This window comes from Skermanella stibiiresistens SB22, assembly GCF_000576635.1.
Lineage (GTDB): Bacteria > Pseudomonadota > Alphaproteobacteria > Azospirillales > Azospirillaceae > Skermanella > Skermanella stibiiresistens.
In genome coordinates this window covers 44,729-56,286 of the sequence record NZ_AVFL01000004.1, presented here as the reverse complement: position 1 = coordinate 56,286, position 11,558 = coordinate 44,729, and the positions used below count along the sequence as shown (strand labels likewise).

The 11,558-nt window shown below is 68.5% G+C and carries 8 protein-coding genes; 5 read left to right on the top strand and 3 right to left on the bottom strand.

Features of this window, described 5'->3' with window-relative positions:
- Positions 1–124: 124 nt before the first annotated feature.
- The 3 genes from prsK to prsT are packed head-to-tail and all read left to right on the top strand — an operon-like array spanning position 125 to position 6,466.
- Positions 125–2,320: an XrtA/PEP-CTERM system histidine kinase PrsK gene (gene prsK, locus N825_RS06970; RefSeq protein WP_037448934.1), complete on the top strand. Its 2,196-nt coding sequence runs from the start codon at positions 125–127 to the stop codon at positions 2,318–2,320.
- Complete coding sequence (gene prsR, locus N825_RS06965) at positions 2,317–3,675, top strand: PEP-CTERM-box response regulator transcription factor (RefSeq protein WP_037448931.1); 1,359 nt, start codon at positions 2,317–2,319, stop codon at positions 3,673–3,675. The genes prsK and prsR overlap by 4 nt, the downstream gene beginning before the upstream one ends.
- A gap of 13 nt (positions 3,676–3,688) precedes the next feature.
- Complete coding sequence (prsT, locus tag N825_RS06960; protein WP_037448928.1) at positions 3,689–6,466, top strand: XrtA/PEP-CTERM system TPR-repeat protein PrsT; 2,778 nt, start codon at positions 3,689–3,691, stop codon at positions 6,464–6,466.
- A gap of 69 nt (positions 6,467–6,535) precedes the next feature.
- Here prsT and N825_RS06955 read toward each other — a convergent pair whose 3' ends face one another.
- The 3 genes from N825_RS06955 to N825_RS06945 form a co-directional block, all read right to left on the bottom strand.
- On the bottom strand, positions 6,536–6,877 hold the full coding sequence (locus N825_RS06955; protein ID WP_198038215.1) for a hypothetical protein: 342 nt from the start codon (positions 6,875–6,877) through the stop codon (positions 6,536–6,538).
- A gap of 107 nt (positions 6,878–6,984) precedes the next feature.
- Positions 6,985–8,085 carry a polysaccharide deacetylase family protein gene (locus N825_RS06950; protein WP_051511670.1) on the bottom strand — a complete coding sequence of 367 codons (1,101 nt, stop codon included), beginning with the start codon at positions 8,083–8,085 and terminating at the stop codon, positions 6,985–6,987.
- Between the two features lie 110 nt (positions 8,086–8,195).
- Positions 8,196–8,735 (bottom strand): hypothetical protein, encoded by a 540-nt coding sequence (locus tag N825_RS06945; RefSeq protein WP_157619024.1) that lies wholly within the window; start codon positions 8,733–8,735, stop codon positions 8,196–8,198.
- A gap of 457 nt (positions 8,736–9,192) precedes the next feature.
- On the opposite strand from N825_RS06945, the gene N825_RS36265 reads away from it, so the two are divergent.
- The gene (locus tag N825_RS36265; protein ID WP_051511669.1) at positions 9,193–10,317 is read left to right on the top strand and encodes an AAC(3) family N-acetyltransferase; all 1,125 of its coding nucleotides are present in this window, start codon (positions 9,193–9,195) and stop codon (positions 10,315–10,317) included.
- Positions 10,262–11,476: a prenyltransferase/squalene oxidase repeat-containing protein gene (locus N825_RS06935; RefSeq protein WP_051511668.1), complete on the top strand. Its 1,215-nt coding sequence runs from the start codon at positions 10,262–10,264 to the stop codon at positions 11,474–11,476. The genes N825_RS36265 and N825_RS06935 overlap by 56 nt, the downstream gene beginning before the upstream one ends.
- The last annotated feature ends 82 nt before the right edge of the window (positions 11,477–11,558 follow it).

The following is an 11,558-nucleotide window of genomic DNA, read 5'->3' as shown; positions in this document are numbered from 1 at the left end:
TTCCCCTGGAGGACGGCTTTTCCGAGGCGTCAATTCCGCTGACACATTCGGGTTAGCCGATTGGCTCCGGAGACGTGGGCCGCCCCTGGCGCTAGTGTCGCGTTCCCCGTAGCGCGGACAGAGAATGCAGCTCGACCAGACGATGATCGGCGCGGCCACTCATGGGGTCGCCGCGGTCACATATCTGATCCTGACGGCTCTGCTGGCGGGAACCTGGCGCCGTGGCGGAAGCCATTCCGGCCCGGGCGGAGCCCATTCCGGCCCGGGCGGAGCCCATGGCGTGACGCTGATGGCCGCCACGCTGCTGACATCGGCCTGGGCCGGCGCCGAGGTCTTCGCCCGCGTCGTGACACCCCTGCCGGCGGCGGTTCCGGAAGCGCTGCTGGTGCTTCGCGCCGCCGCCTGGCCGCTGTTCCTGCTGGTCGTGCTGAGCGAGGTGACCCACGGCCGCGCCAGCCGCTTCTGGCGGCAGCCGCTGGCGGCCGTCGTGGCGCTGGTCGCCGCCGTGGCGCTGGCCGACGCCGTGATCCCGCTGCCGCTCAACCGCCTCATCGACGTCGCGCCGCTGGCTGGGCTGGCCTTGGCCGTGCTCGGACTGCTGCTGGTCGAGAACCTGTTCCTGCTCACCCGCGACAGCGCCCGCTGGACTTTCAAGCATCTGCTGATCGGGCTGGGCGGGCTGTTCGCCTTCGACCTGTTCCTGTACAGCGGCGCCTTGCTGCTCGGCCGGACCGACGGCATGGCGCTGACCGCCCGCCCCCTGGTGCAGGTCCTGGCGGTGCCGTTCCTGCTGGTCTCCGCCGCCCGCATCCGGACGCTGTCGTTCGATGTGACGATCTCGCGCGAGACGGTGCTCCACACGACCGCCTTGGTCGGCAGCGGCGTCTACCTGCTGGGCGTCGCCGCGATCGGCTATCTCCTGCGCGAAACCAGCATGACGCTGGGGCCGCTGGTCCAGATGCTGTTCTTCATGGGCGCCGTCATGGTGCTGGCCGTGCTCCTGCTGTCGGGAGAGCTGCGCGCCCGTGCCCGCATGGTCATCGCCCGCAACTTCTTCACCTTCACCTATGACTACCGGCGGGAGTGGTTGCGCTTCATCCGCACGCTGTCGGACAGCGCGTCGCGGACGGGCCTGCACGAGCGTGCGGTGCGCGCCATGGCCGATGTGTTCGAGTGCAGCAGCGGCGCCCTGTTCCTGCGCGGGCGGGGCAACATCTACGCCATGGCCGGACGCCACAACTGGTCCGGAGCGGCCGGCATGCTGGCCCTGCCCAACGCCTTGGCGGAGCGGCTGGGCGAGCGCCGGGTCGTGCTGAACCTGCGTGATCTGAACCGGGGCGATCTGAACCGGGGCGATGGGCTCGACCTGTCGGACGATCCCGCCGAACAGGCCGTGCTGGTCTGGCTGCGCCGGCTCGACGCGCCGTGGCTGCTGGTGCCGCTGCGGCTGCGCGACGAGATCGTCGGCGCCATCGTGCTGAGCGAACCCCGGGCTCCGCGCGCGCTGACCTGGGAGGACGAGGACCTGTTGGAGATCCTGGGCGTCCAGATCGGCAGCTACATCGCCGAGGAGCGGGCCAGCCGCGCGCTGTTCGAGGCGCAACGCTTCGAGCGGCTGGGCCAGTCCTTCAGCTTCGTCGCCCACGATCTCAAGAACATGGTCAGCCAGCTCTCCCTGATCCTCCAGCACGCCGAGCGCCACGGCGACAAGCCGGAGTTCCAACGCGACACGCTGGCGACCATCGGCGACTCCGTCGAACGGATGCGGGCCCTGCTGGATCGGCTGAAGGAGCGGAGCGAGGCCGGGACCGACCCCGCCGCCGGGGCCGCAGACCTGCGGGCGATGCTGCTGGAGGTGGTCGAGCCGCGCCGGCCTGCCCTGCCCGGCCTGACGCTGGGCCGGCTCGACGCCGATGTCGTGGTCGCGGTCGACCGTCTGGGCTTCACGGCGGCGATCGAGAACCTGGTTCAGAACGCGATCGACGCCGCGCGCGGACGGATCAAGATCTCCGGTTTCGCGGAGAACGGCCACGCGGTCGTCGAGGTCAGCGACGACGGTCCCGGCATGACCGACGCCTTCGTCCGCGACCATCTGTTCCGCCCCTTCGCCTCGACCAAGAACACCGGCTACGGCATCGGCATGTACCAGACCCGCGACCTGATCGAGCGCTGGGGTGGCCATCTGGAAATCGAGAGCGAGGTCGGCGCCGGCACCACGGCGCGGGTCCTGATGCCGCTCGCCACGACGGAGATCCCATCCTCAACCTTGGCCCCAGCCTTGGAACGGCCCCCAGCCTTGAAACAGCAGGTGACCCCATGACGGCACGCACGCTGCTGCTGGTCGATGACGATCCCGCCATCCTGCGCGGGCTGAAATGGTCCTTCGACGACTGTGAGGTCCACACCGCCTCGGACCGGGAAAGCGCCCTGGCGCAGGTCAAGGCCCACCGGCCGGCCGTCGTGACGCTCGACCTGGGCCTGCCGCCGGCACCCGACGACGCGGTCGAGGGGTTGAGGACGCTGGCCGAGATCCTGGCGCTGGCGCCGGAGACCAAGGTGATCGTGGTCACCGGCAACGAGGAGCGCGCCCACGCCGTCCGAGCCATAGCGCTGGGCGCCTACGACTTCTATCAAAAACCGATCGACGGCCATGTCCTGAGCCTGATCGTCAAGCGCGCCTTCAACGTCTCGGACCTGGAGGCGGAGAACCGCCGGCTCCAGCAGGCGCGCGATCCCAGTTTCCAAGGCATCGTGACCGGCAGCGACGCCATGCTGGCCCTGTGCCGCACGGTCGAGAAGGTGGCCCCGACCGACATCGGCGTCCTGCTGCTGGGCGAGAGCGGCACCGGCAAGGAACTATTCGCCCGCGCCCTGCATAATCTCAGCCCGCGCCGCCGCGCGCCGTTCGTCGCGATCAACTGCGCCGCCATTCCGGAGAACCTGCTGGAGTCGGAGCTGTTCGGCCACGAGCGCGGCGCCTTCACCGGAGCGGTCCGGCAGGTCAAGGGTAAGATCGAATTGGCGCAGAAGGGCACCCTGTTCCTGGACGAGATCGGCGACATGCCGATGAGCCTCCAGGTCAAGCTGCTGCGCTTTCTGCAGGAGCGGGTGATCGAGCGGGTCGGCGGGCGCGAGCAGATCGCGGTGGATGTCCGGATCGTCTGCGCCACCCACCAGGATCTGGAGGCCAACATCCACTCCGGCGCGTTCCGCGAGGACCTGTTCTACCGGATTGGGGAGATGGCGCTGACCATACCGCCGCTCCGCGACCGCGACGACGACTGCATCCTGCTCGCCCGCCACCTGATCGACAAATTCTCGGCCGACCATGGCCGCCGCAAGCTCCAGCTCGGCCCGGACGCCATCGCGGCGCTCCGCCACCACCGCTGGATGGGCAATGTCCGGGAGTTGGAGAACAGGATCAAGCGGGCGGTCATCCTGGCCGACGGCCAGAGCATCACGGCTCCCAACATGGGGCTGAGCGTTCCGGGTGGCGAGGTCGCCGAGGTCTCGGCGACGCTCCAGCAAGCGCGTGACGAGGCCGAACGGAAGGCGCTGTCCAGCGCGCTGGCCTTGTCCGCCGGCAACCTGTCGGCGGCCGCCAAGATCCTGGGTGTCAGCCGCCCGACCATCTACAGCCTGCTGAAGCAGCACAACGTCAATTTGCCGTCCTAAGGAGGCGCACCAGATGAACACGCATCGGCCGACCACTTCCGCGCGGCGCTTGCGGCGCCTGATGGCAGCCGTGTCGCTCGTGGCCCTGAGCACCGGCTTCGCGCCGGCCCAGGCCGCCGATACCCAGCGCTCCCAGGGCTACTACGACGACGCCGTCCGGCAACTGCAAAGCGGCAACGCCAGCGCCGCGCAGATCCAATTGCGGAACGCGCTCCAGCAGGATGGCGACAACCTGAAGGCTCGCCAGTTGCTGGGGCAGCTCCATCTGCGGACCGGCGATCCCGTCTCGGCGGAGAAGGAGCTGCGGCGTGTGTTCGACGTCCAGCGCGGCGACGAGATCGAGTTGCTGCTGGCCCAGGCGCTGATGGCGCAACGGCGCTTCTCCGATGTCTTCGGCGTGCTCTCGCCCCAAGGCGCCACCCCCGACGCGACGCGGGCCAAGCTGGTGGTCAGCGGCCAAGCCTATATCGGCACCGGCCAGCTCGACGACGCCGAGACCATGTTCCGCACCGCCCTGGATGGCGCTCCCGAAGCGCCCGACGCCAAGCTTGGGCTGGCCCGGGTCGAGGCGTTGCGCAACCGCATGGACGACGCCGCCGCCAATGTCGACGCGGTGCTCGCCGCCGAGCCCGACAACCTGGAGGCGCTGCTGCTATCTGCCGAGATCGCCTTCGTCCAGCAGCGCGCCGATGACGCGCTGGCGGCCTTGAACCGGGCCGCCGCCAAAGCCCCCGACGATCCCCGCGTGCTTCTGCCGCGCGCCCGCGTCCGGCTCCAGACGGGCGCCGTGGACGAGGCCGAGAAGGACGTCGCGAGCGTGCTGCGCCAGGCGCCCCAGGACCTCATGGCGAGATACATGAAGGCCTCGATCCAGCTGATGCGGGGCGACGCCAACGCCGCCCGCGCGACGTTCCAACCGATCGAGGGGGCGCTGGCCGACTACACGCCGGCCCAGCTGCTGAACGCGCTGATCAAGTTCAACACTGGTCAGTACGCCCAGGCGGAGACGGTGATCAACCGCTTCCTGACGACGGTTCCCGACCATACCGGCGGCCGCCGGCTGCTGGCGGCGACCCGACTGCGCGCCGGCAACGCGCTGAGCGCCGTCGAGGTGCTGAAGCCCTTGATCGCGGACCACCCGGACGATCTGATCGCCCGGCAGATGCTGGCCGGGGCCCATATGCGGCTGGGCGACATCGATCAGGCGACGGCGGTCTACCGGGAACTGGCGTCGTCTTCCGATCGCCAGGTGGCGTCGCGCGCCCGCTCGGTGCTGAGCCTGCTCACCGCCGCGAACGACACGTCGCAGGAGATGCCGCCGGAAACGCGCCAAGCGGTCGTGGTCGTGCTGGATTACATCCGCAACGCCGAGTTCCAACGCGCCCACGAGGCCGTGGCGAAGCTCCAGAAGGCCGATCCGGACAATCCCCTGCTGGTCAGCCTGGACGCCTCCATCTTCATGGCCGAGGGCGATCTGGGAACGGCCCGGTCCAAGCTGGAGACGGCGCGCGCCATGGACCCGGCGATGGCGGAGATCGTCGGCAACCTGAACGCCGTGGATGTCCGCATGGGCAATCTGGAGGCGGTCGAGAAGCGCCTGCGCGACGCCGTTTCCGCAAACCCGCGCGAGGAGCAGCCGGCCCTGAGGCTGGCGCAATTCCTGACCTTGGGCCAGCGCGCCGGCGAGGCGGTGGCGGTGCTGGAGAACGCCGCCACGGCCCAACGGGCCTCGATCACGCTGCGCCGCGCGCTCGCCGAACTCTACGAGCGACAGGACGACAAGCCCAAGATGCTGGAGGTGGCGGGGCAGTTGCGCCAGATCGGCGCGGTCGACAAGCCGGAAGCCTTGGCGGCGTCGGCCGCCATCTACCGCGCCGCGGGCGACACCGCCAAGGCGGCGGAGGTTCTCCGCGTCTACTCCAAGGCGCGGCCGGACGAGGTCGAGGCCAAGATCGCCCTGGCCCAGAACCTGATGGCGTCCGGCAATGCCGGCGAGGCGAAACCGATCCTGGAAGGGATCAAGGCGAAGGACCCGGCCAACGCGCCGGCAACGCTGGGATTGATCGACCTCGCCCTCGCGGCCAACGACGGCGACGGCGCGCTCAAGCTGGCCGACGGCCTCCAGCAGGCCGATCCGGTGGCGGCGGCGCAGCTGCGCAGCAACGTGCTTGTCCGCACCAATCGGCAGGCGGAGGCCCTGAAGTCGGTGGAACAGGCGATGGAGCGCACGCCCGACCGCAGGCTGGCCCTGGCACTGTTCGAGCTGCGACGCCAGCAGAAACAGGTGGATCAAGCTTTGGTGGGGTTGGAGGACTGGGTCAAGCGCAATCCCGAAGACCTCCAAGCCCGCGCGGTTTTGGCCGACTCGTATCTGGCCAGCAAGGACCTGACTCGCGCCGAGGCCCATTACGACGTGCTGGTGCGCGCCCGTCCCAACGATCCGTTGCTGCTGAACAACGCGGCTTGGCTGAAGCACGAGCTTGACCGGCCCGAAGCGCTTCAGATCGCGCGCCGCGCCCACACCGTTTCGCCCAGCTCCCCGGAAATCGCCGACACGCTCGGCTGGATCCTGGCCCTGGCGGGAGAGACGGACGAAGCCGTCGGCCTGCTGCGCCAAGCCGCGGCGGGAGCTCCGGCCAACCAGGAGATCCTGTACCACCTGGCCTACGCCCTGAACGCCACCGGCGCCAAGGACGAGGCGCGCGACATCCTGGAGAAACTGGCCCAGGCCACCCAACCCTTCCCGGCGCGCGATGAGGCGGCGGAACTGCTGGCGTCGATCAAGCGATAAGGGAATGGCCATCCTGCGGGGGGAACTCGGAGGCACCCCCTCGGTCTGTGAGTCCTGGGGAAAGGGCGATCAGTCCGTGTAGGGCGTCACGAACTGGGCGGGTTCGATCCAGGCGAAGCTCTTCAGTTCGTTGCCGCGGAAGACGCATTCGAACTTGGCTTGGACTGGTTCGCGGAACTGGGCGGATTGCTCGATCGTGCCGGAGACCTGGATGATGCGGGTCGGGAACAGGCCGGGGGAGCCGGCGTCCGGCAGGTGGTCGATGCGGGCGTTCTGGATCGGCTGCCAGGGCCAGACGGAGGACGGCAGTTCGGCGCAAGCCTCCTCGGACGTCGTCTGGGGGAAGATCGCGCAGCCGCCGGCGGCCAAGGTGATTGTCAGGAGGCAGGCGGCGGTGATGAGAGGACGCATGGTGGATAAGCCCTGGATGCGGTGCGTGTCGCTGGTTCGGATCACCATGGCCCAACCCCGCTCGGGCGTCCACTGGCGAAAGGTGGGAGTGGTTTCGAAGCTCCGTCTCAGCCGCTGGGCGAGCATTGCCGGGCGGGCGGATGTGCTACGGGAACCCGGGCTCCTTGCTCGTCCCGGGTGAGGCCGGCGTGGCGCTTCAGCATCTCGCGCACCGACAGGGGGTCGCTGGTGACTCCGCCCAACTCGCCGAAGAAACGGTCGCAGAAGCTCTCGACCCGGTTCATGAAGACCTTGAGGTCGCGTTTGGTCCGGACATAGGGCGTGTTGCCCGGTACCATCGAGGGGCTGTGGTACGACAGCATGAAGATCCGCTGCCCCCGTCGAATCATCGCGCGGACCAGCGCCATGTGCTGCGCCGGAGGGACGCCTTCGGGCGTCAGGATGATGCGGTCGATCAACCCCAGGCGCGACAGCACGCCGGGAATGCGGCAAGTCTGGGCCAGGGGAGATTCGAGCGCGCTCTCCAGCCGCGGCCCCTGGTCCGACAGCAAGCCGACATAGCCCCGTGTCAGCGGCAGTTCCAGCAACCGGCCGGGCGTGCCGATCCAGTGCGGCTGCGAGGGAACGCGCCGGAAATCGGGGCCATGATGGGCGCGGAGGTCGGCTCCGGGAACGGCGCTGAGATCAACCTGATAGCCCAGTTCGGCCAGCGTCCGGAAGGTCCGCGGCCCCAGCCCGTAGCGGCCGGCCTTGTAGATCCGGGGAGTCAATCCCAGGCCGTCCTCGATCGTCCGAGTCAGCACCTCCAGCTTGGCGCGCTCCAGGTCCGGCGGCAGGTTGCCGGGGAACGAGTTGCGTTCGGAGATCTCCTCGTCGAACGGTGGGTTGACCCAGGGATGAAGCTGGGTCCCGATCAGGCAAGCCCCGTCCTTCAGCAGGTCGCGCAACGGTTCCAGCCCGTCGCGCTGGCTCGCCACCGGGTAATCCACGACATATGTGGGCGTGATGCCGTACTTCTCGAAGATGCGGTGCATCGGCCCTTGGGCCGCCATCGACCGCACGCTGCGCTGGTCGCGCGAGAATGGCGCCGACCAGTCGAACTCCTCCTCCGCGTCCACGACGACCACCAGCACGGGAGGGAGATCGGGCGGTGCCTTGATTGGGTTCCAGTCGTCCTCGAACAGGACTTTTTGTTTTTCCGCCCGCATGTTTCCGCGTTCGTCCGAGTTGCGCGCCTGAATCGTTCCGGCCTGAATCGTTCCGGCTGGGGTTTGGTCCGGTTGGCTGGCGCCGGAGAGGGAGTGGTTGAGTGGATTGATCAGGGTTGCAGTCCAAAATGCAGGGCCACCGCCGATCCGATGCTGATGCCGATCGCGGCCAGCGCCAGAAGCCCGGCGACCCAGTCCGGCACCAGCGACCGGCGCCGTTCGCGGATCAGTGTGTCCAGTTCCTCCTGCCGCGCCACGATGGCGTCGAGCCGGTCGAGCAGCGCGTGGCCGAACTGGTCGTCGCGCTCCCGGTCGGCCTCAAGCCGGCGCATCAAACGGTCCACCCGATCGGAGGTCGCCCGCATGCCCTGCGTGTGGTTGAGCAAGAGCGACGCCAACTCCTCGCGCTGACGGGCACCGGCCTGTTCATGGGCGCGTTCGAGCCGCGCCGCCAGTTCGGTGGACAGCATCTCACCGACCAGCCGGATCGCCGGCGGCATCGCCGCGTCAGCGCCGTCGCCGTTCGCCCGCGCCGGGTCCAGGCCCATAACGCGCGTCGTCATGATTTGGCCCGACAGGGTCCGCAAGTCGGACGCCATCTCCTCAAGCGATCTGTCCTCCGAGGTCGTGTCCCGGACGGTATGTGACACCTCCCGCTCCTCTGTGGTTTCGGCTTCGGCCCTCGGGACCTCCGGCCAACTCATCGTGGAAACCGATCTAACCATGAGAACCCATGGAGTTGCATGACGCGACAGCGGCTTTTCCGCTGTCCTTACGAGGTATCCGAGCCGTTTCGACCCGATTTCGCCCCCAATGTCGCGAGGGGGAGTTAGGCACTGATGCGGCCAAACGGTAACGGATTGAAAGCGTTGCTGGCCGCATTCGGAGTTTTCCCGAATCCAGTGCCTGACATGCAACAATCCATATGAAGTATCAACCTCACCATTGGCGTCATTGATGGTCGATTACGGTTCCCCCAACCTCCCCGAAGCGGCTTTGGAATGTTTGTATTTGTCATTTTGTTTATGCGGATGGTTGGCTTGCCGTTGATCGGACGCGGGCTCGCCAACCGATATCGACACTCGAGAAAGTTGGGAAGGAAGCTGGATGGTCGCGAACCCTGGCGAAAGCGCCGCGACACCACCGGAAGACCGCAAGCGCGTCCATCGGATGATCGAGGCCACGGTCCCGGCTCCCCTGCTGCGGGCGGCGAGCCGGCTGTTGCCCCGTGGCGTCAAACGGGCGGTCAACGCCGTGATCACGTCCAGTGGTGCGGCGTTGATCGAATCGTCGCTCGCCAAACGGTCGGAGCGGCGGCATGGCGAGGGCCGGCGTCCGATCAGGCTAGCGGAGTTGGAAGGAGACTTGGCGGCGGCGGGCCTGCCGGACGGCGCGGTCGTCTTCGTCCACAGTTCGCTGTCCAAGCTGGGCTTCGTGGAGGGAGGTGCGGCCACCGTGCTGGCGGCGCTCGAAAGCGCCGTCGTGGCGCGCGGCGGCACGCTGGCGATGCCCGCCTTCACCATGACCGGGTCCATGTACGAGACGCTGAGGTCCGGTCCCCGGTTCGACGCGCGGATGACGCCGACCGGCATGGGGAAGATCGCCGAGACCCTGCGCCAAGACCCGCGCGCGCGCCGCAGCATCCACCCGACCCATTCGGTGGTGGCGCTGGGTCCGCGCGCCGACTGGCTGGTGGCGGACCATCATCATTCGCCCTTCGCGTTCGACGCCGATTCGCCGCTGGGGCGGGTGCTGGAGGCCGATGGCTGGCTGATGGGACTGGGAACCGACCTGGGTCCCGTCACCTTCTACCATGTGCTCGAGGACCTGCGCGGCGACAGCTTCCCGTTCCCGGTCTACACGCCGGACAGCCCGATCGTGCGCGAGGTGACCGGCTGGGACGGCGAGACGGTCAAGGTCGCGGTGATGGCCCATTCCTCGGTGGTCTCCGCCGACCGGATCGACAAACCGACGGGGGCCGGTGTGCGCGGGCACATCACCCGCTACCTGGAACGCGACGGTGGCCTGCGCTGGATCAAGCTGGGCGACGGCGAGGCCTGGGTGATCCGGGCCGCCGACATGTTCACTTGCCTGGAATGCCTGATGGTCCAGGGCGTGACGATCTACCGCGACCCGAACGAGGGCACGGTGCCTGACGAGGAAAAGGAAGTTTTCGGTGCCGGTTCAAGAATTTCTGCCCAAGATAATCAAAGACGGGCTGCGTCCGCTTAAGCGGGCGGTCGATTTCCAGCGGCTGCCCGAAGCCGCCAAGGCCGCCGTAAGGCGCGACCGCTCCGGCGTTCGCCTGATCGATCCCGGCATCGAGACGGCGATCACGGCCTCCCTGGACTGGTTGCGCGAAGCCCAGGACAAGTCCGCGTCGCGCGATGGCGGCGTCGCCCGGCACTTCAGCCTGCTGGAGGGATGGGCCGCCTCGTATCCGGAGACGACCGGCTACATCGTGCCGACGCTGATCGCCCAGGCGCGGCTTCGCGGCGACGACGACCTGCGCCAGCGGGCCCGGCGGATGCTGGACTGGCTGGTGTCGATCCAGTTTTCGGAGGGAGGATTCCAGGGTGGCGTGATCGGCCAGACTCCGCGCGTGCCGGTGACCTTCAACACCGGACAGATCCTGATCGGGCTGGCGGCCGGGGTGGCGGAATTCGGCGACGCCTACCGTCCGGCCATGACGAAGGCGGCGGACTGGCTGGCGTCCTCGCTGGACGAGGACGGCTGCTGGCGGCGCTTCCCCACGCCCTTCGCCAAGGCGGACGACAAGAGCTACGAGACCCACGTGGCGTGGGGCCTGCTGGAGGCGGCCAGGCTGGATCCGGCGCGCGGCTGGGGCGAAGCGGCCCTACGCCAGGTGCGCTGGGCGATCTCCCGCCAGCGGCCCAACGGCTGGATGGCCGACTGCTGCCTGGAGGAGCCGTCGCGGCCCTTGACCCACACCCTGGGCTACGCCCTGCGCGGCATCCTGGAGGCGTCCCGCTTCGCGCCCGAACAGGGGGAGTTCCGCTCGGCCGGAGTCCGGCTGGCCGATGGGTTGCTCGGCTGCGTCGGCTCCGACGGGGCGTTGCCCGGACGGCTGACGGCGGAGTGGAAACCGGCGGTCGATTGGGTCTGCCTGACCGGCGCCGTCCAGGTCGCCCATTGCTGGCTGATGCTGTACCAGGATACCGGCCGCGCCGACTACAAGGACGCGGCGCTGAGGGTCAATTCCCATGTCCGCCGGACGGTCGATCCCGCCGGCCCGCCCGAAACCCGCGGCGGCGTCAAGGGCTCGTTCCCGGTGGACGGCGACTACGGCACCTTCGAGTACCTGAACTGGGCCGCGAAGTTCTTCATCGACGCGAGCCAGTTGGAGCGGGAGGTGATGGGGCGGACTTGACCCATGACCGCTCATCCGTTCGGGTGCGCGAATGTAGGTCGGCTATGGTTGCCACAGCCGCGGTTCGGCGGATGGAACCTGA